General features: G+C 60.0%; 21 protein-coding genes. 10 read left to right on the top strand and 11 right to left on the bottom strand.

From position 1 onward, the window contains the following. The first annotated feature begins 44 nt into the window (after positions 1-44). Positions 45-494 carry a hypothetical protein gene (locus EAO39_RS11600; RefSeq protein ID WP_120967525.1) on the top strand — a complete coding sequence of 150 codons (450 nt, stop codon included), beginning with the start codon at positions 45-47 and terminating at the stop codon, positions 492-494. 72 nt (positions 495-566) lie between these two features. On the opposite strand, the gene EAO39_RS11595 is transcribed toward EAO39_RS11600, so the two are convergent. Next, entirely contained in the window at positions 567-1181 is a 615-nt protein-coding gene (locus EAO39_RS11595; protein ID WP_162989534.1) for a hypothetical protein, read from the bottom strand. A gap of 313 nt (positions 1182-1494) precedes the next feature. On the opposite strand from EAO39_RS11595, the gene EAO39_RS11590 reads away from it, so the two are divergent. Together EAO39_RS11590 and EAO39_RS11585 are read left to right on the top strand one after the other, a co-directional pair. Beyond that, entirely contained in the window at positions 1495-1707 is a 213-nt protein-coding gene (locus tag EAO39_RS11590; RefSeq protein WP_240466967.1) for a hypothetical protein, read from the top strand. 351 nt (positions 1708-2058) lie between these two features. Then, positions 2059-3078, top strand: coding sequence for a D-2-hydroxyacid dehydrogenase family protein (locus EAO39_RS11585; RefSeq protein WP_120967522.1), 1020 nt, complete (start codon positions 2059-2061; stop codon positions 3076-3078). Positions 3079-3100: 22 nt separating this feature from the next. Here EAO39_RS11585 and EAO39_RS11580 read toward each other — a convergent pair whose 3' ends face one another. The 3 genes from EAO39_RS11580 to EAO39_RS11570 all read right to left on the bottom strand — a co-directional run bounded on the left by EAO39_RS11580 (position 3101) and on the right by EAO39_RS11570 (position 6032). After that, complete coding sequence (locus EAO39_RS11580; RefSeq protein WP_120967521.1) at positions 3101-3865, bottom strand: hypothetical protein; 765 nt, start codon at positions 3863-3865, stop codon at positions 3101-3103. 3 nt (positions 3866-3868) lie between these two features. Next, positions 3869-4300 carry a DNA polymerase III subunit chi gene (locus EAO39_RS11575; RefSeq protein ID WP_120967520.1) on the bottom strand — a complete coding sequence of 144 codons (432 nt, stop codon included), beginning with the start codon at positions 4298-4300 and terminating at the stop codon, positions 3869-3871. 61 nt (positions 4301-4361) lie between these two features. Beyond that, positions 4362-6032 (bottom strand): leucyl aminopeptidase, encoded by a 1671-nt coding sequence (locus EAO39_RS11570; protein WP_120967519.1) that lies wholly within the window; start codon positions 6030-6032, stop codon positions 4362-4364. Between the two features lie 23 nt (positions 6033-6055). On the opposite strand from EAO39_RS11570, the gene lptF reads away from it, so the two are divergent. From lptF to EAO39_RS11540, 6 genes are all read left to right on the top strand, one after another. Beyond that, entirely contained in the window at positions 6056-7162 is a 1107-nt protein-coding gene (gene lptF / locus EAO39_RS11565; protein ID WP_120967518.1) for an LPS export ABC transporter permease LptF, read from the top strand. Next, a complete protein-coding gene (gene lptG, locus EAO39_RS11560; RefSeq protein ID WP_120967517.1) occupies positions 7159-8259 on the top strand; it encodes an LPS export ABC transporter permease LptG in 1101 nt (366 codons plus the stop codon). Before lptF ends, lptG begins: the two co-directional genes overlap by 4 nt. Before the next feature lie 3 nt (positions 8260-8262). Further along, a complete protein-coding gene (locus tag EAO39_RS11555; RefSeq protein ID WP_120967516.1) occupies positions 8263-8697 on the top strand; it encodes a CbiX/SirB N-terminal domain-containing protein in 435 nt (144 codons plus the stop codon). A gap of 383 nt (positions 8698-9080) precedes the next feature. Beyond that, positions 9081-12068, top strand: a complete 2988-nt coding sequence (locus EAO39_RS11550; RefSeq protein ID WP_205589375.1) for an HD domain-containing phosphohydrolase — start codon at positions 9081-9083, stop codon at positions 12066-12068. Positions 12069-12208: 140 nt separating this feature from the next. Continuing rightward, the gene (locus tag EAO39_RS11545) at positions 12209-13150 is read left to right on the top strand and encodes a CysB family HTH-type transcriptional regulator (RefSeq protein ID WP_120967515.1); all 942 of its coding nucleotides are present in this window, start codon (positions 12209-12211) and stop codon (positions 13148-13150) included. Positions 13151-13217: 67 nt separating this feature from the next. Next, complete coding sequence (locus EAO39_RS11540; protein ID WP_120967514.1) at positions 13218-14366, top strand: pyridoxal phosphate-dependent aminotransferase; 1149 nt, start codon at positions 13218-13220, stop codon at positions 14364-14366. Positions 14367-14507: 141 nt separating this feature from the next. Here the strand turns inward: EAO39_RS11540 and EAO39_RS11535 are convergent, their stop codons facing one another. Further along, positions 14508-15500 carry a tripartite tricarboxylate transporter substrate-binding protein gene (locus tag EAO39_RS11535; protein WP_120967513.1) on the bottom strand — a complete coding sequence of 331 codons (993 nt, stop codon included), beginning with the start codon at positions 15498-15500 and terminating at the stop codon, positions 14508-14510. A 34-nt stretch (positions 15501-15534) separates the two neighbouring features. Beyond that, on the bottom strand, positions 15535-17043 hold the full coding sequence (locus tag EAO39_RS11530; RefSeq protein WP_120970976.1) for a M81 family metallopeptidase: 1509 nt from the start codon (positions 17041-17043) through the stop codon (positions 15535-15537). Between the two features lie 123 nt (positions 17044-17166). Here EAO39_RS11530 and EAO39_RS11525 point away from each other — a divergent pair, with 123 nt between their 5' ends. After that, on the top strand, positions 17167-18111 hold the full coding sequence (locus tag EAO39_RS11525; protein WP_120967512.1) for a LysR family transcriptional regulator: 945 nt from the start codon (positions 17167-17169) through the stop codon (positions 18109-18111). 112 nt (positions 18112-18223) lie between these two features. Here the strand turns inward: EAO39_RS11525 and EAO39_RS11520 are convergent, their stop codons facing one another. The 5 genes from EAO39_RS11520 to EAO39_RS11500 form a co-directional block, all read right to left on the bottom strand. Continuing rightward, entirely contained in the window at positions 18224-19612 is a 1389-nt protein-coding gene (locus EAO39_RS11520; protein ID WP_240466966.1) for an efflux transporter outer membrane subunit, read from the bottom strand. A gap of 2 nt (positions 19613-19614) precedes the next feature. Then, positions 19615-21687: an ABC transporter permease gene (locus tag EAO39_RS11515; protein ID WP_120967511.1), complete on the bottom strand. Its 2073-nt coding sequence runs from the start codon at positions 21685-21687 to the stop codon at positions 19615-19617. Further along, positions 21681-22862 (bottom strand): efflux RND transporter periplasmic adaptor subunit, encoded by a 1182-nt coding sequence (locus EAO39_RS11510; RefSeq protein WP_120967510.1) that lies wholly within the window; start codon positions 22860-22862, stop codon positions 21681-21683. Before EAO39_RS11510 ends, EAO39_RS11515 begins: the two co-directional genes overlap by 7 nt. A 137-nt stretch (positions 22863-22999) precedes the next feature. Continuing rightward, complete coding sequence (locus EAO39_RS11505) at positions 23000-23353, bottom strand: DUF3325 domain-containing protein (RefSeq protein ID WP_120967509.1); 354 nt, start codon at positions 23351-23353, stop codon at positions 23000-23002. After that, a complete protein-coding gene (locus tag EAO39_RS11500; RefSeq protein ID WP_120967508.1) occupies positions 23350-25095 on the bottom strand; it encodes a PepSY-associated TM helix domain-containing protein in 1746 nt (581 codons plus the stop codon). The genes EAO39_RS11505 and EAO39_RS11500 overlap by 4 nt, the downstream gene beginning before the upstream one ends. Between the last annotated feature and the right edge of the window lies 1 nt (position 25096).

Below are 25096 nucleotides of genomic sequence, written 5' to 3'. Positions count from 1 at the left end.
CCTGCCCTGCTCATGCCTCACGGCTTTTGATAAGGAGTTGCCAAATGGGATTCACCGCACCACTGCTGTCTTTGACACGTTTTGCCTGGAAAATCTTTCCCGTCGCCACTGCCGCAGGACAGCCCTCAGCCGCATGGGCTGCAAGCAATGACAGCGGGCCAGACCACGTAGACGGATCCAGCTCCGGCAGCGCACAAGAGCAAAAGCAAGCACAGCGGTTTCAAGGCACCGGCGCCTACCCCAATGTGATTACCCTGCGCAGCAGCCGTACCCGCCGCCGCAATAGCGCAGGTCGCTACGGCAAGCCAGTGGCCGCGCAGCAGCAACTGGCCTTGCCACTGCAAGCGGCTGACAGCACCCAGCCGCGCCTGCTGAGAATCGTGCAGCGCGAACCACAAAAGCAGCCCGAGTGCCTGCTGATTTCCGGCCGCATGGCCGATGTTTGCGCGGCGCTTGAGCGCATGGCAGGCGCAGAACAGGTCTGGCACGCCTGAGCCGTTGCGGGCAACGATCACCGCCCCCTGACGCCGTAATACAGCCCCGCTGCATGAGACGTTCAAAGGCGCTCAGCGTTGCTCAAGACGATTCACATTCCCCCTGGAATCCGTCGCACACAGCCACTGCACGCCTTGAAGCATGAGAAAGACTTCATAGCCTCCGGCCGCAGGCACATGCGATAGCGGTAGCACGAACAAGGAATTTGCCCCACTCTTCAAGGCCAGAGCGCTTTTGCACGCAGCCATGGCTGCCGATGCAGCCTGCATATCGGCGGCCGGCGCCGACTGACCGGTGCTTGAAGAACTTTGCTCCATGGAAAGCGTGTACTGCGCCTGTTCACCACGCCGCGCTGCATTGCGCATCAGAAATACATGGATGACATAGTCTGCCCCTGTCTCCGGGCGAAACATACAGACATTGCCCGTCAATGCGCCCTGGCAAACCGCCTCTGAACTGCCTTTTCTCTCGACATTGAAGTAATTGCTGGGGTTGTTGGTGACCAGCTTGACCGTCACTTGCTGGTCAGGCCCGGCAGCCAGCGCATATTGAGCGCTATCGTCCCCCTTGATCTGCCCGCTGACCGAGGAGCTGGCACTGCTGCGCAGCGCGACACGTTCCTGGGCAAAGGCTCCGCCGCTCATCAGGCTGACGGCGATCAACAACATCGGAAGAATTCGTGTCATACAAAGCCCCTTGTGTTGGTTCCAGAGCGCATCCAGCAGCTGGAAGTTCCAATTTTGCCTTGATGTCGGGGCTGAGTCCGATCGGAGCTGCTTGAAGCCGATAGGCCGTAATGGAGTTAGGGCACTTTGGCGCTTTATCTCACCTCCGCCTGCACGAGGCTGCAGCCAGCTTGCGCTTTTGCGGCTCTCAACATGGCTTGCGGCAGCACTTCGCCTTGGTCACCATGGCCGGCTTTTGCTCCTAAAATTGATAAAAATCAAATGGGGGAGCGAGATGGATTTTTTAGGCAGTCAAGGATCCGAGCTGAGAAAAATGAAAAGTCAGCTCGTGGCCCAGGAAGCGTTGCTGTTCGCAGTGATCGAAACCCTGAATCCCGAACATTTCAAGACTTTGCGTCTACGTTTTGAGTTGCATGCCGAAGAGGCCAAGACCGAGGTCCTGAATTCCATGGCCACGGACGAGTTGTATGAGCGTCTGCTTGAGCATCTTGAAAAATACTCAAAAACCATCAGCAACAGCGATTGATGCCATGAGCACACCGGCGGCTTCAGCTTTCCTTGCTGGCTTCCCAGCCATCCAATCTCGAGATCCGCTCACAGCGCCCAGACCTTACCCCCGAATCAGCCGGAAGGACAATAGAGTCTCTGCTATCAATACTCTTGCAGCACGGCGTCAAAATACCGGGCAGATCCTCTTCAAGTGACATACTTCGTAAAGTGATGCCAAAAGCTACGCTAAGCTATGGAGTGAGTAAGGCGGGCCTAGGGCCGCCTGGCGGCGTTGGTTTTGGCGCAGATTGGGGCAGCCAAAGCTTTAGCGCATTGAATGCATTGGATTTATCCAATCAATTCAGCCACTTACCAAAGGATTCCGGTAGTGAACATAGTTATTCTGGACGATTATCAAGATGCCGTGCGCAAGCTCGAATGCGCCCAGTTGCTGGAGCCTTTCAATGCCAAGGTCTACACCAACACGGTCAAGGGCGTAGGCCAGTTGGCCATCAGGCTGCGCGACGCGGACATCATCGTTCTGATCCGCGAACGCACGCCCATCACCCGGCAGTTGCTGGAAAAACTGCCGCGTCTCAAGCTCATCGCCCAGACGGGCAAGGCAGGCGCCCATATCGACGTCAAAGCCTGTACCGACCATGGCGTGGCCATTGCCGAAGGCGTAGGCTCTCCGGTCGCCCCTGCCGAGCTGACCTGGGCCTTGATCATGGCGTCTATGCGCCGCCTGCCGCAGTACATTGCCAATCTCAAACACGGAGCCTGGCAGCAATCGGGACTCAAGACCGGCTCCATGCCCACCAACTTCGGTCTGGGCAATGTGCTGCGTGGCCGCACCTTGGGCATCTGGGGCTATGGCCGCATAGGCCAGTTGCTGGCCAGCTACGGCAAGGTGTTTGGCATGCAGGTCTGCGTCTGGGGCAGCGAAGCCTCCCGGCAAAGAGCTGTGGATGATGGCCTGACGGCCGCCGCATCCAAGGAAGCTTTTTTTGAGCAAAGCGATGTGCTGTCTCTGCACCTGCGCCTGCATGAAGCTACGCGCGGCGTGGTCACGGCTCAGGACCTGGCCCGCATGAAGCCCACCGCCCTGTTCGTCAATACCTCACGCGCCGAGCTCATAGAGCCTGAGGCCTTGCTCTGCGCGCTCAATCGTGGCCGCCCCGGTCTGGCCGCCATCGATGTATTCGAGAGTGAACCCATTTTGCAAGGACATGCCTTGCTGCGTCTGGAAAACTGCATTTGCACGCCGCATATAGGCTATGTGGAGCAAGACAGCTACGAGCTCTACTTCCGCGCCGCCTTTGAGAATGTGGTGAATTTTGTGGCCGGCAATGCCACCCACATCCTCAACCCCGAGGTGCTCTCAGGCCCTATCCGGCTCAGACAGTGAAAGCGGCTGCCAGCCTCGGAGATCAGTGCCTGCTCTCCGTGCCCTGCTCGGATTTCAGGCTGACTTGCTTTGACAGTTCGCCCTCCGTAGCCTCATAGACAGACTGGCGCACCACGGTTTCCACCTCTTGCCGCAATCTAAGCACCATGGTGCGGGTCTGTTCCTGCACCACTTGCGCGATGGCCTCGCGCAAGCGCTGCTCCAACACCAGATCAACCCTTTGCATGAGGCGATGAACCAGATCTTCTTCGCTTACCGCAGAAGCCAGAGCATTCGCAACCAACCCTTGCTGCGGCTGCTGGGGCGAAGGCAAGCCAGTTGCCTGGGGAGGCGCCGACTCATGCTCTCTGACAGGCTCTGACCCCAGCTCGGCAAGGTTCGAAATATCCAGCGCATGCGGTTCGGCTTGAACCAATGCTGCCGTTTCAACTTGAGCTTCAGCGGCCGGTTCCTGGCTCGCGGCCTCAATCACTTCGGCTGGCGAAAACGAGGGCTGAGGCGGCAAAGCCTCGGGCAGCGGCGGTAACTCCTTGGGAAGAGCTACCGCGCCGCGCTTGGCATACAGACCGTCAGCAAGCCAGGGAGAATGAAAAGCTGCGGCCTGCTTGGGCACAGCCAAGGCGCCAAGCGTGTCTGGCGCCAACTCGGGCTGCGGTGCCGGCTCTCGCAACGGCATTTCTTTCGCGCGTGCGGCGTCTTGTTCTGCAACAGCCGATTCACGCTCTGCATCTATCACTTCGGTCAAGGTCGGAACAAAGCGTGGCGGAATTCTGGGTGTGGAGTTCATTGCCTACCCCTTGAGATTCAAGTCATGCCGCACGATGGCATAGCCACGCGCTGCATAGTCTTTCCAGCGCTCGCGCGCATCATGGCGGTCCATTTCGTCCACGGACGAGACGATTTCCACCACGCGTGCGAACTGCTCGAAAGACTCCGGCACCTGCCGGGTGAGGTTGACCAACACATCGTGATGGGGCAAGTCCTGCAACGAGCTTGTCAACACAATGGGAGCGGCCGAGACCAGTTGCGCACCGTCGCTGATACGTGAATGGGCCAGAAAATCCGTGGGCGAAACAGCCCACAGCTTGGGCGAGAGGCTGGCAAGCTGCGCCTCCTCGGCCAGGATAACAAGGCGGGCGCCATGCTTGATGGCCTTGCGCGCAAAACGGCAGACATAGGCCTGCTTGTCAGGCGCGTTGAAATGAAAAGCGATTTCAGTCACATCACACTCCCGCCAGTGCTCCGGACTCCAGAGCTGGACCAGAACACCGGCGGATGGTTCATCAGATGGCGGAGCCGCCAGCAACAACTGGCTTGGCACGCACGGCACGCGGCTTGGTCGCGCCTGTGGAGTCAGAGCTCGCGGCTGCCGCCTTTATCGCCTTCACTACAGGCTTGGTCGCCGGAGTTTTGGCAGATGATCTGGTCGAGGCCTTGGTTGATGTTTTCGCCGAAGTCTTTGCCGAGGTTTTAGCCGGAGCTTTGGCTGCGGTCTTGGTCGCGGCCTTTGCAACACTTTCCTGCGCCAGCAGATAGTGCAGCAACAAGCCCACGGGCCTACCTGTACCGCCCTTGGCTGCGCCACTCTTCCAGGCCGTACCGGCGATATCCAGATGCGCCCAGGGAATGTCGCCCACGAATTTCTGCAAGAACTTGGCAGCAGTGATTGCGCCGCCGGCGCGCCCGGCCACATTGCCCATATCGGCAAAATTGCTCTTCAGACCTTCGGCATATTCGTCATCCAGCGGCAAGCGCCAGCACAGGTCATGGGCCGCATCACCGGCGTTTTGCAGCGCCTGCGCCAAAGCATCGTCTGCCGTGAACAGACCGCTGCGCACGCCACCCAGGGCCACCACGCAGGCTCCGGTGAGCGTGGCCATATTGACCATGGCGCTGGGTTTGAAGCGGGCAGCGTAAGTCAGTGCGTCGCACAGCACCAGACGGCCTTCGGCATCGGTATTGAGAATCTCAATGGTTTGGCCGCTCATGCTGGTCACCACATCGCCGGGCTTGACGGCTGCACCATCGGGCATGTTTTCACAAGCAGGAATCACGCCCACCACATTGATTGCCGGCTGCAGCTTGGCCAGCGCCTGGAACACGCCCAGCACACTGGCAGCGCCCCCCATGTCGAACTTCATCTCGTCCATCTCGGCTGCGGGCTTGAGCGAAATGCCGCCGGTATCAAAGGTGATGCCCTTGCCTACCAGCACAATCGGGGCCACGTTCTTGGCCGCACCGTTGTAATGCAGCTCGATCAGACGCAAAGGCTCACGCGAGCCCTGGGCCACGGCCATGAAGGCTCCCATGCCCAATTTGGCAACTTCGGCCGGGCCATGAATCTTGCAGCTCATGCGCGCCGACTTGGCAATGCCGCGCGCAGCATTGGCCAGCAAGGTCGGCGTTGCATGATTGGCGGGGCGATTGGCCCACTCGCGTGCAGTTTCAACACCTTCCATCTGCGCTACAGCCAGATCGAAAGCGGCAGACAGGGCTGCCGATTTCGAAGGTACACCCAGCAACACTTTTTTCAGCGCCACAGCCTTGGCCTGGGGCTTGGTATGGGTGTAGACATAAGTGGCATCAGCCAACACCTGTACGGCCGCGGCAACCGCCTGCGCCGAAGCCTCGAAGGAGAAGCTCAGCACCGCCTTGGCAATGCCTTCCGTCTTGAGCAGGGATGCGCAAGCCGCCAGTGCGCTGCGCACGTCCTTGGCCGTGCCTTTGCCGGCGCCCAACAACACCACGCGACGGGCAGCCACTGCGGGTACTTGGTACATCTGCAGTTGTTTGCCGCAAGACAAGGCAAAATCACCGTGTTTAATGGCATGGGCCGCCAAGGTACCGATGGCATCGCTGCCCAATGCAGCCTCTTCGGAAACCAGCACCAGCAACAAGTCACATTTCTCACGCGCTGCAGCGGCAGCGGTCAGAGCCTTCAGTTCAAAGTTCATAATCGGCATTTTCCTTTTAGCCAATGTTATTCGATTCATCCATACGCAAAGAGCTGGCCCGCAGCTTTGGGGCGACGGCCGTGGTTCTTATCACTGTGGTGATGACCATGATGCTGATCCGCACCCTGGGTCAAGCTTACAAGGGCAGTGTCAGCCCTTCCGACGTAATGCTGGTCATGGGCTTTACCGTGCTCGGGCAATTACCCACGATTCTTGCACTGAGCATGTTCGTGGCCATCGTGGGTTCGCTGTCACGCATGTACCGAGACAGCGAAATGGTCATCTGGTTTGCTTCCGGCCAGGGCTTGGCATCGCTGCTGCGGCCGCTGCTGCGTTTCGCCTGGCCGGTCATCCTGGTCACCACCGGTTTGGCCCTGGGCGTGCTGCCATGGTCATATGCCCAGATCGAGCAGATCAAGACCCAGTTTCAGCAGCGCAGCGACATTGACCGGATTGCACCCGGTGAGTTCCAGGAATCCGCAGGCGGCAACCGGGTCTTTTTCATCGACAAGGATGCGCCAAGTGCCATGGCGGCCAGCAATGTATTCATTGTCTCCAATGATCCGGGACGCGAATCCGTCACCTCGGCCAAGGGTGCACGCCTGGAAGTCATCAATGGCGAGCGTGTGGTGATTCTCATGGACGGCCAGCGCATGGAAACCCGCGCCAGCGATGGCACGGTCAAGGTCAGCGATTTCAAGGAATACGGCACCCAGATCGACGGCGAGAACCCCATCTCCATGGAAGAGCAGGCCGCTCGCAGCATGCCCACCATGGAGTTGATGCAGCGTAACGAACCGATTGCCCGCTCGGTGCTGGGCTGGCGCCTGGGCCTGCCGCTGGCGGCTCTCAATTTCGTGATTCTGGGACTGGCCGTCTCCAGCGTGAACCCCCGTGCTGGCAATAGCTCCAGCCTCATGATTGCCTTGTTCGCCTTTATCGTTTATTACAACCTCATGACCCTGGGCGAAAGCTGGGTCTCCTCCGGAAAACTCAGCATGACCGCCTTGCTGCTGCTGCTGCACGGCACCACCTTTGTCGCCAGCATGTTCATCTTGCTGGTACGCCACAAGCGCTGGTCATTGCGTGATCTGCTGAGCCGCAAATCCGCCACGGGAGCCGCACGATGAAAGTATTGCGCGGGCTGATCTATCGCCAGATCCTGGCTGCCGTCCTCTACGTAACACTGGCCTTTCTGGCCCTGTTCTTCTTTTTCGATCTGGTCGATGAGATGCGTTGGGTCAGCCGAAACTCGGCCTACGACATCACGCAGGCGCTGCTGTTCGTGGCGCTTGCCATTCCAGGCCATCTCTACGAGCTGATGCCAATTGCCGTGCTGATAGGCACCATTTTCGTCATGGCGCGCTTTGCCCAAAGCTCGGAATTCACCATCATGCGCACCAGCGGCATGGGCCCCTGGCTGGCCTTGCGCACCTTGCTGGTTCTGGGTGCATTCTTTGTAGCCGTCACCGTGATCGTTGGCGACTACGCCGCCCCCGCAGCAGACAATGTGGCGCAAAAATTGCGCGCTTTGAGCAAGGGCCAGCTCACCCGGGGTGCCACCGGCGCCTGGCTCAAGGAAAAACAGGGCGATCACTCCATTGCCATCAATGTGCGTGCTGTCAAGGCTCCAGGCGATTTCGTCAGCGTTCGTGTATTCGAATTTGACGGCGACGGCCGCATCGTGCGCCAGCTCAATGCGACCGCTGCCCAGGTGGATGAAGACAACGATCAATGGCTGATGCAGGGCGTGCAGGAAAGCCGTCTGTCTACCGAAGGCGACAACACCAAGTTGGTTCGCAGCACGCATAAATCCATGGCTTGGCCCACCAAGGTCACTGCGGCCATGGTTTCCGGTGCACTGCTCAAGCCCGACAGCATGTCCACCATTGCCCTGTTCCAGTTCATACGCCATCTGGATGCCAACGGCCAAGCCGTGCAAAAGTACGAAATCGAGTTCTGGCGCAAGGTGTTCTATCCCTTGAGCTGTCTGGTCATGGTGGTGCTGGCCCTGCCTTTTGCCTATCTGCACTTCCGTTCAGGCGGCATTGCCACTTATGTCTTTGGCGGGGTGATGGCTGGCATTAGCTTTTTCCTGCTCAACAACGTGTTTGGTTATATCGGCACCTTGCAGACCTGGTGGCCATGGCTGACCGCCGCAGCACCGGGCCTGCTCTACACCGCGCTATCGCTTTCAGCCTTTGGCTGGTTGGTACTCAGACGTTGATCGATGGAAAACTCAAGCCATTTCCCTCAAACAAGCCCGGCCACCAAACCCGGGCTGATCCTTCTGGCCCACGGCTCGCGCGATGCTCTGTGGCGTCAGCCAATTGAGGCCGTACAGCAAGCCGTGGCCGAGCAGCAGCCCCAGCTGCCTTGCCTGTGCGCCTATCTGGACGCCTGCGCTCCGGATCTGCCATCGGCCGCTGCCGAACTACTGAGCCAAGGCGTCAACTATTTCACCGTGCTGCCGCTATTTCTGGGCACAGGCAAGCATGCGCGCGAAGACATTCCGCGCCTGATTGAGGTTCTGCGCCAGCAGCACCCTCACTGCCGCTTTGAAGTGCTGACCGCTGCCGGAGAAGACCCTCGCATAACGGCCTTGCTGGCCGATATGGCACTCAAAGCCATCGGTGCCCGGCCAACTGCAGACAGCGCCAGATAACGCTTAGCGCAGAGGGTATTGAATCCTCGCCCAAAAAATTCTGCTGAGCGATCAAAGCTGGCTTGTCGCTCGGGCATCACTTTTTGCAGGGCGCTTTGCTTCATCGAACTCGAAAAAATAGCTTAAATCTATTTAATCTCTAAAATCGATTAGGGATTATCTGCACAAAGACCGCCATGCTGTGTCGATCTTTACCGTAGCTGCGGGACTATCATGGGTCATGGCGCTCTGCACGAGACCGGCATTGACGCACACGACACTGCCCTTCTACAGCACCAGCCTCACCGAAAAAAGCCACAAATCCAGCCGCCCGGAACGAGCTTGGCAACAACACGTATCGGACCTGCCCAGCCATTCATCCACAAAACCATGTGAGATCTCCAATGCCAATGCGCATCAAATTTCAGCACTGGATTGTTTCGGCCAGCACTCTTCTGATCCTGCTCCTGACTGCTGTCTTCATGGCGCTGGTATTCGGGCAATTCCAAGGCTTGGCCGTCAGCAGCGCAGAAGAGAAGTTCAATTTGATCGCAGACAAGGTATTCCTCCAACTGGAAGAGTCACTGCAGACGGAAAAGCGCTTCGTGGAGATCATGTCAACCAGCGATGTGGGTTTGCCCAATACCGACACCGCCTTTGAGGATGCTGAAAATCTCTTACCCACGGTTTCACGGGCATTGCAAACCATGCCCATCCGCTTCTCAGCCTATTTCGGCTTTCCGAATGACGATTTTCTTCAGGTGATTGCCGTACGGTCCAACCCGGCAATAGAAGCCGACCTGTATGCCCCGCCCGGCACCTTCGAAGCGTATCGAACCATTCGAGCCAATCTGCGCACGGAAAACTGGTCATTCCGGGACCAAGACGGCCAGGTGTTGGGAGAGCGCACCACACCCACGACTTACCGGCCCAGCCAACGGGTCTGGTATACCCAGGCCAAAAACGCGAAGACGGTACAAGTCAGCGCGCCCTATATTTTTGTGGAAACAGCATCTCACGGTTTGACATTTTCGGCCCCCACGCCCAACGGCACTGCGGTGTTCGGCAGCGACATCACGTTGACAGCGTTCAACGACATCCTCAATCGCTTGAAACTCAGCCCCCATGCCACGGTACTGGTCACCGATGAAGAGCTTCGCGTGCTGGCCAAGCGCAAGGGAGGTGCGCTGTATGGCGACCTCCCGCCGGGCCAAATCGTCTCCCTGCGGGACCTGGACAACAAATACCTCAAGGCCGTTGCAGACCTGGGCCGTCCATCCAAGGACTTGCTCGCTGAAACCATAGAGCTGGCGGGCGAGAACTTCATGCTAACATCGCGCCGCATGACGTCTGTGCAGGGAGCAAATTACCGCATCTATGTCATCGCGCCCCTGAGCGATTTCACTGGAATTGTTCTCAAGACCCAGCAGAACGTGTTGTGGGCCGCATTAGCGGCCATCGTGTTGTTGATCCCAATCGCCTACCTGGGCACACGCGGCGTAACGCGCTCACTGACCGCCCTGACGCGCCAATCAGAGCGCATTCGACAACTGGACTTCTCGACCAAGCCCGAACCAGTGCCCTCGCGGCTTTACGAAGTGCATGTTCTTAGCAGGGCACAGGAAGTCATGCACGACTCATTGAAGGAACGCACCGAGGCCCTGGAGGCTGCGACTCAAAAGCTCACCCGCCTGGTGGACATAGGCATTCTGCTGGGCAGGGAGAAGGACAAGAACACGCTACTCAAGAATGTGTTGCTTGGCGCACGCGACATTGCGCACTGTCAGTCCGCCGCTTTGTTCCTGAAAACCGATCATCAGACGCTGCGGCTCACCATGCTCACCGACGACATACCGATGCCCGAGCTGGAATTGAACTTGCGCGACGCCAGCACGGGAGAGTCCTGCCATCACTCCGCCAGCGCGGATGCCGTATGGAGCGGTAAGACCGTCGTCGTGGACGATGTTGCATCGGACAAGCGCTTCGACTTCACGGAGGCATTGAAGCTTGCAGAAATTTCCGGTCATGACATCCGCTCGCTCCTGACGCTGCCGCTCAGCGCACATGAGGGAGAGGTGCTGGGGGTCATCCTGTTGAGGAACGCGCTGGATCCTAAAACGGGTCGGCTCAGCCGCTTCGACAGCGACACCGTGAAGTATGCCGAGGCCCTGGCTGCGGAGGCGGCGATCATCATCGAGAACCAGCAGCTCATCCAGGCTCAGAAAGAGCTGATGGACTCGATGATCAAGATCATCGCCGGCGCTATCGATGCCAAGAGTGCCTACACCGGCGGACATTGCGAGCGGGTACCCGAGCTGGCCGTGATGCTGGCCGAGGAAGCAAGCAAGGTCAATGACGGCCCCCTGGCAGACTTCAGCTTCCGCAACGAAGACGAGTGGCAGGAGTTCCGCATCGGCGCCTGGCTGCATGACTGCGGCAAGGTGACCACGCCAGAGTATGTGGTGGACAAGGCCACCAAACTGGAAACCATCTACAACCGTATTCACGAAATTCGAACACGCTTCGAAGTGCTGTTGCGCGATGCCATGATCGAGCGCTTGGAATCCATCTGGGAGCGCGGTGTCCCCCCCAGTCAGGCCGATGCAATCTTCCAGCAAAAGCAAACGCAGTTGCTTGCAGACTATGCCTTCGTCGCGCAATCCAATGTAGGTGGGGAGTTCATGGCCCCGGAACGCGTAGAGCGCATCGCGGCCATCGGAAGCATGACTTGGATGCGGCATTTCGACGACCGCCTCGGCCTGTCGCAGGAGGAAGAAAATCGCCTGACCAGCCAGCCAGCCCCCACGTTGCCGGCCCAAGAGCGCTTGCTCGCTGACAAGCCCCATCATATTGTCCCGCGTACGGCCGAAAGCACCCCGGACGCCAAATACGGCTTTCAGGTCAAGGTACCGCAACACCTTTACAACCAAGGTGAGGTCTACAACCTGAGCATCTCGCGCGGCACCTTGACGGAAGAGGAGCGCTTCAAGATCAACGAGCACATCATCCAGACCATCGTCATGCTGGACAACATGCCTTTTCCCAAGCACCTGAAGCGGGTGCCTGAGTACGCAAGCACGCACCACGAAACCCTGAGCGGAACAGGTTACCCTCGCAAGCTTCTGGACAAGGATCTCTCCGTTCCATCGCGGATCATGGCCATCGCCGATATCTTCGAAGCTTTGACGGCCAGCGACCGCCCTTACAAGAAGGCAAAAACGCTGTCGGAGGCCATCAAGATCCTGTCTTTTTTCAAGAAGGACAGGCATATTGACCCAGTGCTGTTCGATCTGTTCCTGACCTCAGGTGTCTACAGGCGCTATGCAGAGCGCTTTCTCTTGCCTGAACAGATGGACGAGGTTGACGTGGCCATGTACATCACCAGCACCTGAACCGGTTCCTGTTCGCGCCTGCGCTGAATGTGTGGGTCTGCGGGCCGGAGCAACGCAACATGAATACGCAGATTTGAAATAAAAAGAAGATTCTTTAGATATTTGAAGCATAATGACGCCAGCTTTTAGTCTGTGCCGCCATGAATCTGCACCAATTTCGCTTTGTTCAAGAGGCCGCGCGCCGCAACCTCAACCTCACCGAGGCTGCCAAGGCCTTGCATACGTCCCAGCCCGGGGTCTCCAAGGCCATCATCGAGCTGGAAGAAGAACTGGGCATCGATATCTTTGCCCGCCATGGCAAGCGCCTCAAGCGCATTACCGAGCCCGGGCAGGAAGTGCTCAAAAGCATAGAGCTCATCATGCGCGAAGTAGGCAACTTGAAGCGCATTGGCGAGCAGTACAGCGCCCAGGACAGCGGCACACTCAGCATCGCTACCACGCACACCCAGGCGCGCTATGTGCTGCCTCCTGCCGTGGCTCGCTTGCGCGAGATGTACCCCAAGGTCACCATCAGTCTGCACCAGGCCACGCCCGCCGAAGTGGCACGCATGGTGATAGACGAAGTTGCCGAAATCGGCATGGCCACCGAATCACTGGCAGATTACCCCGACCTGGTCACCCTGCCCTGCTATGAATGGCAGCACGTGCTGGTTTTGCCCACAGGCCATCCGCTGGCGCAAAAAGAGCGCATCACGCTGGACGACATCGCCCACGAAGCCCTGATCACTTATCACCGCTCCTTCACCGGCCGCAGCAAGATCGACCACGCTTTTGAAATGCGTCGGCTGCAGCCGCACATTGTGCTGGAAGCGATTGATGCCGACGTGATCAAGACCTATGTGCGCCTGGGTCTGGGCATTGGCATCGTGGCCGAGATGGCCATGCGTGACGAGCCTACCAATGACCTGGTGGTTCGTCCCGTGGGCCATTTGTTTGGCTCCAGCGTGGCGCGCGTAGCCATCAAGCGCGGCGCATACTTGCGCAACTTCGTCTACAAATTTGCCGAGCTGCTGAGCGACCGCCTCTCGCGCGACCTCATCATCCGCGCCATGAGCGGCAGCGTGGACGATTTCGGGCTGTAAACCCCTCCTCCAGAATGTTTGTCAGGTCTGCGGCGAGCTGCACGCAGGCCAGTTTTGCAGAACTGCCGTGACTCCTACCTTTCCCAGCAAGCTGCCCCATGTGGGCACCACGATCTTCACCGTCATGTCGGCCATGGCTGCAGAGCACAAAGCTGTCAATCTAGGCCAGGGCTTTCCTGACTTTGGCTGCGATCCACAGTTGCTGGATGCCGTCGACGCCGCCATGCGCGCCGGCCACAACCAGTACCCACCCATGAGCGGCTGGCCGGCCTTGCGTGAAGCAGTCGCGTCAAAAATAGAAGCACTTCACGCCCGCCGATACGACGCCAACACTGAAATCACCATTACGGCGGGCGCCACCCAGGCCATTCTGACCATCATCCTGGCTACCGTGCATGCGGGCGACGAAGTCATCGTTCTCGACCCCTGCTACGACAGCTATGTGCCCAATATCGAGCTGGCAGGCGGCGTGGCCGTGCGTGTACCACTCACGCCGGGCACCTTCCGCCCGGACTTTGCAAGAATCGCCGCAGCCATCACGCCGCGCACCCGGCTGCTGATCATCAACAGCCCGCACAACCCCAGCGCCACCATCTGGACCGATGCCGAGATGCGCCAGCTGCAGACCCTGCTTGCGCCCACCAATGTGCTGCTGATTTCCGACGAGGTCTATGAGCACATGGTCTTTGACGGTGCCCAGCACCAGAGCACTGCCCGCTTTGCCGGTCTGGCCGAGCGCGCCTTCATCGTCTCCAGCTTTGGCAAGACCTATCACGTCACAGGCTGGAAAGTGGGAACCGTGGCCGCGCCTGCCGCCCTCACGGCCGAATTCCGCAAGGTGCACCAGTTCAACGTGTTCACCGTGAACACGCCCATGCAGGCTGGCCTGGCCAGCTATATGCAAGACCCGGCGCCCTATCTCAATCTCTCCGCCTTCTACCAAGCCAAGCGTGACCTGTTCACCAGCGGCCTGCAAGGATCACGCCTGAAGCTCTTGCCCACGGCGGGCACGTATTTTCTGTGTGCCGATATCTCGTCGGTATCCGACCTGAACGAGGCCGACTTCTGCCAATGGCTGGTCAAGGAAGTAGGCGTCGCCGCCATTCCGCTGTCGGCCTTTTATGGCGATGGCTTCGATCAGCGTGTGGTGCGCTTTTGCTTTGCCAAAAAGGACGAAACCCTGATCGAAGCGGCCGCACGCTTGCGCAAGCTGTAAATCCGCAGTGAAAGGCAAGACGGCCGAGCAGCTTGCTCGGCCGTCTTGCGATCAGGATCTTGCCTTGATGCCTACCTGCATCGGAGGGGGTGAATTCACACCGCGCCCGACCAAGGCAGGTCAGCGCATATGGCCCAGCCCTCAGTCGTTGGCAACAAAGCCTGAGGCCTCAACTATGGGCTTCCACTGCGCGCGCTGCGTCTGGATGATCTTGCCTGCCTCCGCGCCAGGCAAGCCGTTAATTTCCATACCAGCCACGGCCATCTTCGCGCGCAAGGCCGGATCCTTGACCGCCTCTATGAAGGCTTTCTCAAGACGGCTGACGGTTGCTGCAGGTGTGCCAGTCGGTACGAAGGCCGAGTACCATCCCGAGGCCATGTCGAATCCGGGGATACCGACTTCCTTGAGCGTGGGAACATCAGGTAGCAAAGTCGATCGCTTGGTGCCGGTCACACCCAGGAAACGCAGCTTGCCGGACTTTTGCAGTCCTACCTGGCTGGCAATGGCGTCAATGCCTATGGGCAGCGAGCCACCCATCACATCGGTAACCATCATCGACGCGCCGCGGTAGGCGGTTGGCGTCAGGGGCAGATTCAAGGACTTGCTCATCGCAAGAGTACCAAAATGGATGGCGCCGCCCATCGAAGCCATGCCAAACCCGGCAGTTTCCGGATGCTTGCGCACCCAGCTGACATATTCAGGCATGGTCTTGAACGGCTGGTTGACGCTGGTGGATGCGACCAACGGTACGTCCGCAAGATAGGCCACGGGGATGAAATCCTTGTCGGGATCGTAGCCGGGGCGCGTATAGGTCATAGGAAACAGAACAAAAGGCGGCGCTGGCGAGATCAAAATTGTCTTTCCATCCGGCGGCGCCCGTTTGACCGCTTCAACGGCCAGGCGAGTGGATGCGCCCGTTTTGTTCTCCACCAGAACGACTCCACCCAGCGAAACGCGCAGCTTGTCCGCGATCGAGCGCGCGAGCACATCAAGCGCGCCGCCCGGCGCAAAGCCGATGACGATTCGCGTGGGGGTGTTGTCGGTATCGCTGGCAGCAGCGACGCCGGGGGCTACTGCCGCACACGCAACGGCCAGCATGGCAGTCACTTTGCGCAAGGAGAAAAAACGTTCCATGGATTTGCCTCGATTGGTTTTTATGAAGGGAATGTCAGGACGCTGAGAATTCCAGCTCGGTATCCAGCTCCAGCGGATAGATGGGTCGGCGCAGGTTCTCGAAAGGAAACAGCTTGTAGTCAGAGCTGCACACACCCGGCCCTGCCACCAGCACGATGTGCTGGGCAATGGGACCGAAGCCGGCGCGAAAGTGCTGGCGTGACTTGATCAAAATGTATTTCTTGCGTGCCGGATCGATCCCGGCGTGGGTGAACACCCCCGTGTCAAAAGGCTCCTGCGGCTTCTCGCAAACCATGACCAGGATGCCGCCCATATCCAGAACCGCAGTCCGCCCCAGGCTGAGATGCACGCCGGTGAACATGGGCCCGGTGACCTGGTAGTTGCCATCGGTGATGCATTTCACGCGCCCTGTCAGTGTCAAAGGTTGCCCCTTGAGCTTCATGGCAGGCATGTCGGTCTTGCCGCCCACCTCCAGGCTGATGGTCTGGCCTACGCCTGCCGCTATCATTTGCGCTACAGCACCTGGGTCGCAGAAAGGGCCGGCCACCACATCATCAAGTCCCTGGCGCATCACTTCCGCCAGCACGGCCATCTGGTCCGTAGGCCCGCCTGCACCGCAGTTGTCGCCATGATCCACCAGAACAATCGGCCCACCCTCAAGCATCTTGGCGCTTGCCACCGACTCCGCCATCGGCTCGATGGGATAGACAAAATCGGCGCGCCGCTCCCAGGCCATCTGTGTCAGCTCATCCAGCAACTGCTGCGCCGCCTGCTGCCGTCCGGCATCCGCTACCAGCAGCACGGTCAGCCCGACATGGGGAATGTCCGAAAGTGGAAAGCCGCCAAACACGGAAGCATTGAGCACCTCGCCATCAAGCTCCGCGGCCAGGACACGGTCCATGATGTCCTTCATGGGCTGCTCCCTGGGGGACTGGCGCAGCATGTGGGTGAGCATGGGCAGCGTGCGACTGAGGATGACCGGCTGCACCTCGCCTCGCAGCTTGGCCATCAGCGTGCGTGCGGCACGCACGCCGGTTTCGTAGACGTCTACGTGCGGATAGGTGCAATAGCCGGCAATAGCCGTTGCGTTGCTCACCAGGGCATCGCTGAAATTGGCGTGAAAATCCAGCGCCACCGCAATCGGTATCTCGGGTGCCACAGCCCGTATGCGTCTGAGCAGCTCGCCTTCGGCGTCCGGAAAGCCTTCGGCCACCATTGCGCCATGCAGATCAAGCATCACGGCATCGCATCCCTCACGCACCGCGGACACGATGCGCTCGCTCATGAATTCAAAGGCCTCGGCCGTCACAATCCCGCTGGGCACGGCATTGCCCAACAGCGGCATGACGAACTCGTCACCCTGCCTGCGCACTATGTCGATAAAGGCGGCAGCAGCATTGTTCGTGCCCTCGCAGGAGCGGATGGCATTTTCACCAACCGCAGGTCCATTTGTATCCGAGCCACGGTTAAAGGCCGTGAGCGGCGTGGCAATGGGGGAGAAGGTATTGGTTTCATGCCGCATCAGGGCAATGACAAAGCGCATGTTTATTTCCTTGGCTCGCATGATTTCGCTCGCGTTCAGGAAAATATAGTCCAGGCGCTTCTTAGCCAAAAGCGAATTAATATTGATAGGTGTTGAGCATTTGGTTAACCATCTGAGAATTTCATGCAGTCTGCCGTCCATCCCGTCCAATCGCTTTTGGCACGCCTGAAGCTCCGTCACTTGCGCGTCATTCAGGCGCTGGGAGAACTGCGCACCGCAGCCAGGGTGGCAGAGCATTTCCATGTCAGCCCGGCGGCTGTGTCAAAGACGCTGGCGGAAGTGGAGGAGATTGTGGGCATGCCCCTGTTTGAACGTGGGCACCGGGGAATGCGGCCGACCGAAATTGGCAGGGAAATGCTGGACGGCGCCAGCATCGTCATCAGGCAACTCGGTCGCATGGCGGAGTCGCTGCAAGCCATGAAGGAGGGTACGCAAGGCCAGCTCAGCCTGGCTTTTCGCACGACCTCGGTACACGCCCACGTTGCGCAAGCTATTTGCGCATTCCGCGAGAGCCATCCGAATGTGGACATCACCATCGTGGAAGGCGGAATCCTGGAGCTGATCGATCAGCTCGACGAAGGTGTACTCGATCTGGTGTTTGCCTACGACGATCCGCGCTTTGAACAGGAATCCTTGTGCCGCGCGCCCATGATTGCCGAGCAAGCGCTGCTCGTGGTAGCCAGCGTGAATCACCCCTTGCTCGAGAAAAAGCGGCTTACGGCCAAGGAGTTGGCCGAGCATCCCTGGTGTTTGCCCGTTCAGGGTGGGCGAATGCTCTATCACCTGCAAGCTGCGTTTCGAGCCTTGGGAGAAGCCCCGCCTACAAAAGGCGTGCGGGTCAGCGACGTGTCCATGACGACCCGACTGATGCAGACAGCTGATTTTCTAGCGGTCTATCCGCAACACATCGCGACCCAGCTGGAGCAGGAGGGGTTGGTGCGCGTGCTGCCCTTCAAACTGGACAGAAAAGTCGAGCAGGTTGTTGCCATATGGAATGGCGCCCTGGTGTCGCGCTCCGCCGCAAAAGCCTTTCGCAATTTCATTCTGAGCGGGCAAGCAGCTGTCTAGCTTCTGTCCAGCTCCGCCTGAAAAACAAGCAGCCAAGCGTTATTGCGCAACAAGTCGGACCTACTCATCGGACAAATCTGGAGAGCACCTCCCCAAATCAAGGTACTTCCGTTCAAACGCTTCGGCCCCAACCACCGCCAAGGGCCTTGTACAAGGCCACGCTTTTTTGCAAGCGTTCTTGATGCAGTTGCACGGCCATGTCCTGGGCCTGATACAAAGATCGCTGTACATCAAGCAGCGTCAGCAGCGACTCGGCACCCGCACGGTAGCGGGCTTCTGCCAAGGTCAGCGCCTTGCGGGCCTGCTCCAGCTCTTCGGCCTGCGCCTGCACCCGCGTCTGCGTCCAGGCCAAGCCGTTCAGGGCTGTTTGCACCTCCGCAAACGCTTGAACAATGCTCTGCCTATAGGCAATCAGCAATTCTTCGCGCCTGGCAGCCGTCTGATCTCGACCTGCCGCCAGACGGCCCGCGTCAAAGATAGGGGCGACCAGGCTCGCGCTCAGAGAATACAAAGGGTTGTCGAACACTTTGCGCAGTCTGTCGCTCTCCGAGCCCAGATCCAGCTGCAGGGTCAAGCGCGGCAACATCGCTGCTCTGGCCACCTGCAGATTCGCATCGGCAGCCGCCAGCCGCGCTTCCGCTCTGGCGATGTCAGGTCTGCGGGTCACCATCTCCAGCGGCTGGCCCTGGTCAATCGCGGGCACCTGCAAGGCCGTCAGGCTGGTCTGAGATAGCGGCAGATTCTCCGCTTGGCCCAACCACAAAGCCAGCGCTGTTTGCGCATCCGCCTCTTGCTGCTGCATCGATGCCAGAGCCCGCTGCTGCACCGCCACCAGACCGCGCTGCTGAGCCAACTCCAAGGGAGTGGCCGCACCCCAGCGGCCCCGGGACTCCACCAGTTGCAGCAGGCGCTGTGCGGTTGCGAGGTTGGCTTGCGCAATGCCAATGCGCTCGCGCAAGGCAACCACCTGCAGCCAGGCATCGGCCACCCCGGCAGTGACGGTCAGTTGCACCGTGTCCCGGTCAAACACACTGGCCTGAAGGCCGGATTGGGCTGCATCGCGCAAGGCACGATTGCGCCCCCAGAAGTCCACTTCATAACTGGCAGACAACAAGGCGCCCATGCGATCTGACGCCGTATGCTGGGCACCGTCCAGGCGCCTGTAGCCCGCAGCGTTGAGGCTGCCGGTAAGCTCTGGGAACAAGCCGGCTCTTGCCTGGCGTACGCCGGCAGCGGCCTGGTTCACCCTGGCGACGGCGGCCGCCACATCCCAGCTTTGCTGCCTGGCCATGTCAATCAGGCCTGTCAGCTCTGGGCTGCCAAAACCTTGCCACCAATGCACGCTTGCCTTGTTGGCGCTGACATCTGATGCAAGCTGCCACCGGGCTGGCAACTTCACCACTGCGACTTCCTGTGGAATTTCCTGCCGCACCGCTGGCGCGCTACATGCGGCCAGCATAAGAACCCCCGCTGCAGCGGCAGCCGTCTTGATCATCGCCATCCTCATTCTCCTGCCAGCGCCCGCACCGGGTCCAGGCGCGCTGCCGTCTTGGCAGGCATAAAACCAAACACCAGCCCTGTGATCACGGCGCAGGCAAACGCACCCAGCATGGCTTTCACGGAAAAGACCATGGGCACATCGGCCAGGATCAGCACCACACCGATCACCAGGCCGGCAAGCAGCCCTGCGCTTCCACCCACTAGCGTCACCAAACTGGCCTCCGTCAGAAACTGGCGCAGGATGTCGCGCTGGCGTGCGCCCACAGCCATGCGAATTCCTATCTCGCGCGTGCGCTCCTTGACGGTCATCAGCATCACATTCATCACGCCTATGCCGCCCACCACCAGAGAAACGGCAGCGATCAGGCCCAGCATCATGGTCATGCTCTTGCGCGTGGCGACTTCCGCCTGAATGCGCGCTGCAGCATTGCCAATACCGAAATCTTCGCGGCCTCCATGCCGGGCCAGCAGCAGCTGGTGCATCGCCGTCTCGGCCTCGTTCACCTGGGCCGACGACATGGCTTCCACCACCACATAGTCGGGCTGGGTCTGGCTTTGGTAGACACGCGCCCGCCCGGCTCGGTAGGGGATGAACACCATATCGTCGTAATCCTGTGCCCCGGACTCTGCGCCGCGCTCGCTCATGACGCCAATCACTTCAAAGGCGGAGTTGCCGATGATGAGCTGCAGACCCAAGGGATTGGGTGTATCGGGGAAAAAATGCCGCCAGGCCTTGTGGCCCAACACCACCAGCGGCGCCAAGTCATGGTCTTCGGCATCGGTGTAAAAGCGACCCTGGGCCACACTCCAGTGGTGCGCGGCCGGCATCTCATGACTGGCCGCAAACACATAGATCTGCTTGTCGGCACTGCCATAGCGCACCGTCACTGGGTCCCCTATCACCGGCAGCACCCGGCGAATTTCCGGCAACTCGCGCACCGCTTGTAAATCCTCTGCGCTCAACTCTCCCGCTGGACCTCCCGTGGCGGGGGGCTTGCTTCCTATGTAGAGAATCGACGTTCCCATGGTGCCCATGCGCTCCAAGACCTGGCGTCGAGCACCTTCGCCAATGGCCAGCATCACGATCACCGAGGCCACGCCAATCACAATGCCCAGCAAGGTCAGGCTGGTGCGGGCACGGTTGCTGCGCATTCCGCGCCAGGCACTGCGGCAGGCTTCCTGCATATCGGCCCACCAACTCCGGGCGTTCGCAATCGAAGCCAAAGGCGGGGCCGCCCCTGCAACAGGCAAAGGCAAGACCGGCTGGAGTTCGGCTTGCGCGGCTGGCTGCCGTTCTGCACCCTGAGGCTGGGCTGCGCTATCGCTCACAATGCTGCCGTCACGGATTTCAATCACCCGCCGCGCCTGTGCGGCCACCGCCCTGTCGTGGGTAATCAGGATGATAGTGTGCCCGGCATCGGCCAGCTCGCTGAGCAAAGCCATGACTTGTGCTCCGCTATGCGAATCCAGCGCACCCGTGGGTTCATCGGCCAGGATGATACGGCCGCCGTTCATCAGCGCGCGGGCGATGGAGACGCGCTGCTGCTGCCCACCCGAGAGCTGATGGGGCCGGTTGTCCATGCGCTCGCCAAGACCCAGCCGCTCCAGCAATTCCTGGGCGCGCTGTGCACGCTCGACCTGGGACAGGCCTGCATAGATGGCCGGCATTTCCACGTTCTCGCGCGCCGTCTCGCTGGCGATCAGGTGATAGCCCTGGAACACAAAGCCAAAAGCCTCACGGCGCAACCAGGCCAGCGCATCGGCGTCAAGGCCGTCCACATCCTGGCCCTGAAAACAATAGGTCCCGCTGCTGGGTCTATCCAGACAGCCCAGAATATTCATCAGCGTGGACTTGCCCGAGCCCGAGCTACCTACCACGGCCACGAACTCTCCGGCCCGGATCTCAAGGTTGACTCCACGCAAGACCGTGACTTCGGGCTGACCACTCTCTGCGCCGCCATAGTGCTTGCAAATGCCGCGCAAGCCAATCAGGGGTGGGCCGCTCTCAGGCTCTGTACTCACCACTTGCGCGACTTTGACCTCATCGGCTACCGGCTCTGCAAGAACACTCACCATTGCAGCCACCGCAGTCCGCCTTCGCTGGTGGCTTCAGCCGTCACCACCTTGTCACCTTCAAGCAGACCATCAAGCACCTGCACCTGATGGCGGCTTCGCACGCCGGTGCGCACGTTTTTCAACTGCGGCTTGCCGTCGGCACCCAGCACGCGCACGGCATGGCCATCTTGTTGCGCCGTCGCCTGCAATGCCATCAACGGTATCGTCAATGCCTGCTTGGCATGTGCTGTGACGAAAACAACTTGGGCCGTCATCTGCGGCATCAACTCGGCATCAAGATTGTCCACATCAAACAGCACCGTATACGCCACCGCCTTGGTGACGGGCGCAGGCACGGCAGCCGATCCACCTGCGGCGGCTGCACTGGCCGAAGGTGCGGGCAAGACCTGACGCACCTGACTGGTCCAGCGGCGTGGCTTGTCCTGGCCCGCACTTCCCAGCGTGGTGAAGTAGACCGCCATGCCATCCTTGACGCGGCGCACATCGGCCTCGGACACATCGGTCCAGACCGTCATCGCGCTCAGGTCGGCAATTCTCAAGATGTTGGGCGTCTGATAGGTGGCGTTCAAGGTCTGACCTTCGCGCGCATCCAGTGACACCACCGTCCCCGCCATAGGGGCATAAATGCGGGTGTAGCCCAGCCTGGCCTCATCGGCCTTCAAGCTCGCCTGGGTCTTGTCTATTTGCGCCTTGAGATGCTCAATTCGTGCGGCCGCCCCTGCCAGCTGAGCTTCTGCGGACTGCACATCTTCTTCGCGTGTAGCTGCCTCGCGTGCCATCTGCTGCTGGCGATTCCATTGCTGTCGCGCCAAGCGGTGCTGGGCCTGCTGCTCGGCCAACTGGGCACGCAGCCCAGCAAGCGAAGCCCGGCCGGCATCCACCGTTGCGCGCTGCACGCTGGGATCGATCTCCACCAGCAAAGCACCTTTTTCCACCTGAGCACCAGGCGCCACCAGCAGCCGCGTGATCTGCCCCGAGACCTGCGCCCCCACATCCACATAGCGTCGGGGTTGCAATATACCTATGGCCGTGACCGTGGCCTCCACATCGGCGCGTGTCACCACGGCGCTCTGGTACTCGGTGCGGGGACGACTGGCCCACCATAAAGCACTACCAAGTCCACCAACCACCATCAGGGCAAGCACGCCCCAGCGTTTAACTCCACCAAGCTGCATCAACGTAGCGCTTTCCAGAAAATAACAAAACCGCAGCTTGGCAACGCGCGCTGCGGCCCAAGCTGCACACGGAGTGCCCTCGGCGTATACAGACGAATCTGTTCAACGCTGAAGACCTCTGAGCGGCTGTTTGACATTCAAAACATCAAGGACCAGAGACAGCTGCCTATGCCCAGCACAGCAGCCGCCATGGCAGCACGAGCCAACCAGCGGGCAGACACTGCCAGCCACCCGGCCGTCAGCAAGGCACCCAGGCTCCAGAAGCCCAGAACCACCACCGTGCTGACGGAAGCACTCCAACCCGACACGACAGGCACCCAGGTTCCCGCCAAAAGCAGCACACCTGCACAGCGCCACAGCCGACGCTGTGCAGCAGGAACCTCATCCAACGCCGTCCACTGCGCGTAATGGCGATCCATGGCAAAAGCCAGCGCTGTCATGCCGGCAAACGACAGCGCCCAGGCTTGCAGAGATGCAGACAACATGCTCATACGGCCTCCTCTTCTTGCACGGCGTTACTGGGCCTGTGCGCAGGGGATGGGGAAACACCGGCAGGTGCATACGGCGGCGCACTGGATTGCGGCTTTTGCTGGCGCCTGCTCTTCACCACCGGGGCGCGCAGCAAGCCGTGCAGCACCCAGGCCGCGGCAAGACCCACGCCAAACACAAACAACTCCACGCCTGCGCTTTCCCAGTCGCCAGCCTGGAAATACGAGCCCATATGCTCACCCGTGCTCCAGAAGCTAAGCAGTGGCAGCAGCAGGCACAACAGCGAGAGCACGGCCATTTGCTCTCTCCAGGCCGCTGCGGGCGCGCGCAGCAGGGCATGGGCCAAAGTCAGTAGCCACAGCGCAAAGAACACGCCCAGCTCCCAATCGTCGCGGTGCGGCAAGCCCAGAGGCACTAGACGATTGCCCCACAAGAAACCCACACAGGCGATGACCAGCCCGGCGATGGCGGTCACATTGAGTCCCTCGACCAAGCGGTAGACCCTGGCTGTTGCATTGCCAAACTCGCCCAGGTGCTTGGCGCGGCGCTTGACCACGAACAAGATGGCGCCCGTAGCCATCATGGCGCTGCCCGCCAGACCGCAGATGAAGTACACCCACTTGAGGGCCAGACCTCCGAAGCTTGCCATATGCAAGCTGCCCATCACCGATTGCGTCAGCAAAGCCGCGCCACCATCCACCCCGCCCGGTTGGCGCAGCTGCAGCAGCTCACCTGTGGCGGCGGAAAACATGGCCAGACCGCTGCTAGGACTCAGGCGCTGGCGCAGCTCGTCAGCATCGTTCCATCCATACACGCCGATGCGGGCCGAAGCATCTCCCGGGTAATCAATCACCACGGCTCGAACAGGCTGGCCCATCAACGTCTGGCCACGTAAAACAAAGGGTTCCAGATCAGGCACAGCCATGGCCTTACCTGAGCGCTGCGGCTTGCCGGGCTCGTTGAGCGCCGTCTGAAAGGCCTTCGTACCTTCGCTGCTCGCGCCAAAATAGGTGGCAATGCCGGCCGGCATAAAGGTCAGGCCGGAGATCGCAATTCCCGTATAGGCAATCATGAGCTGGAACGGCAGCGTCAACACGGCCACGGCATTGTGGGCATCAAGCCAGCTGCGCTGGCCCTTGTGCGCACGGAAAGTGAAGAAGTCCTTGAAAATCCGCCTATGAGTGATCACCCCGCTGACCAGGGCGACCAGCATGGCCAGGGCTGCAATTCCCACGATCCACAAGCCGATCTGACCGGCATGGAGTTCATAGTGAAAATCCACAAAGTGATGCCCGCCCTGGGTCTGGCGCGCCGGCGCCGGTTCTGACCCTTGCAGTGATGCTCCGGTCAGAGGATCCAGTTTGACAGCCGCATACTGGCCTTTGGCATCAAACCAGTACACGCGCAACTCCCCTGCCCCTTTGGCGTCGGCGGGCCACAGCTCCCACATGCCAGCACCTGGGTGCTGCCGCTCCATATAGGCCGTCGCCCAGCCCAAGCGCTGGCCCAAAGTTGCCACCGGACCAGCAGAGCCAGCCTGATCAAGCAAGGCCGCAGCCTCCTCGGCATGGTGCTCGGGAGTCATCCAATGGGTAATCGGCTCTTCAAAGACCGCCAGAGTCCCGGTCAGAAACACGGCATACAACAGCCAGGAAAACCACAGGCCACACCAGGTGTGCAGCCAGGCTTGGGCCTGACGAAAGCCGCCCTGCCCGGCACCAAAAGCTTTTTTTTGCTGCGCCATG

This window comes from Comamonas sp. lk (assembly GCF_900564145.1).
In the GTDB taxonomy this organism is placed as follows: domain Bacteria; phylum Pseudomonadota; class Gammaproteobacteria; order Burkholderiales; family Burkholderiaceae_C; genus Comamonas.
The sequence above is the reverse complement of the archived record's forward strand: the minus strand, read 5'-3'. Positions and strand labels throughout refer to the sequence as shown.

Excerpts from the sequence above, each read along its gene's own strand:
- EAO39_RS11555 (WP_120967516.1), top strand. The coding sequence starts at position 8,263 with ATGGAAAACTCAAGCCATTTCCCTCAAACAAGCCCGGCCACCAAACCC.
- EAO39_RS11550 (WP_205589375.1), top strand. The coding sequence starts at position 9,081 with ATGCCAATGCGCATCAAATTTCAGCACTGGATTGTTTCGGCCAGCACT.
- lptG (WP_120967517.1), top strand. The coding sequence starts at position 7,159 with ATGAAAGTATTGCGCGGGCTGATCTATCGCCAGATCCTGGCTGCCGTC.
- EAO39_RS11600 (WP_120967525.1), top strand. The coding sequence starts at position 45 with ATGGGATTCACCGCACCACTGCTGTCTTTGACACGTTTTGCCTGGAAA.
- EAO39_RS11500 (WP_120967508.1), bottom strand. The coding sequence starts at position 25,095 with ATGGCGCAGCAAAAAAAAGCTTTTGGTGCCGGGCAGGGCGGCTTTCGT.
- EAO39_RS11535 (WP_120967513.1), bottom strand. The coding sequence starts at position 15,500 with ATGGAACGTTTTTTCTCCTTGCGCAAAGTGACTGCCATGCTGGCCGTT.
- EAO39_RS11525 (WP_120967512.1), top strand. The coding sequence starts at position 17,167 with ATGCAGTCTGCCGTCCATCCCGTCCAATCGCTTTTGGCACGCCTGAAG.
- EAO39_RS11510 (WP_120967510.1), bottom strand. The coding sequence starts at position 22,862 with ATGCAGCTTGGTGGAGTTAAACGCTGGGGCGTGCTTGCCCTGATGGTG.
- EAO39_RS11595 (WP_162989534.1), bottom strand. The coding sequence starts at position 1,181 with ATGACACGAATTCTTCCGATGTTGTTGATCGCCGTCAGCCTGATGAGC.
- EAO39_RS11570 (WP_120967519.1), bottom strand. The coding sequence starts at position 6,032 with ATGAACTTTGAACTGAAGGCTCTGACCGCTGCCGCTGCAGCGCGTGAG.
- EAO39_RS11515 (WP_120967511.1), bottom strand. The coding sequence starts at position 21,687 with ATGGTGAGTGTTCTTGCAGAGCCGGTAGCCGATGAGGTCAAAGTCGCG.
- EAO39_RS11530 (WP_120970976.1), bottom strand. The coding sequence starts at position 17,043 with ATGCGCTTTGTCATTGCCCTGATGCGGCATGAAACCAATACCTTCTCC.
- EAO39_RS11520 (WP_240466966.1), bottom strand. The coding sequence starts at position 19,612 with ATGGCGATGATCAAGACGGCTGCCGCTGCAGCGGGGGTTCTTATGCTG.
- lptF (WP_120967518.1), top strand. The coding sequence starts at position 6,056 with ATGTTATTCGATTCATCCATACGCAAAGAGCTGGCCCGCAGCTTTGGG.
- EAO39_RS11545 (WP_120967515.1), top strand. The coding sequence starts at position 12,209 with ATGAATCTGCACCAATTTCGCTTTGTTCAAGAGGCCGCGCGCCGCAAC.
- EAO39_RS11590 (WP_240466967.1), top strand. The coding sequence starts at position 1,495 with ATGAAAAGTCAGCTCGTGGCCCAGGAAGCGTTGCTGTTCGCAGTGATC.
- EAO39_RS11505 (WP_120967509.1), bottom strand. The coding sequence starts at position 23,353 with ATGAGCATGTTGTCTGCATCTCTGCAAGCCTGGGCGCTGTCGTTTGCC.
- EAO39_RS11580 (WP_120967521.1), bottom strand. The coding sequence starts at position 3,865 with ATGAACTCCACACCCAGAATTCCGCCACGCTTTGTTCCGACCTTGACC.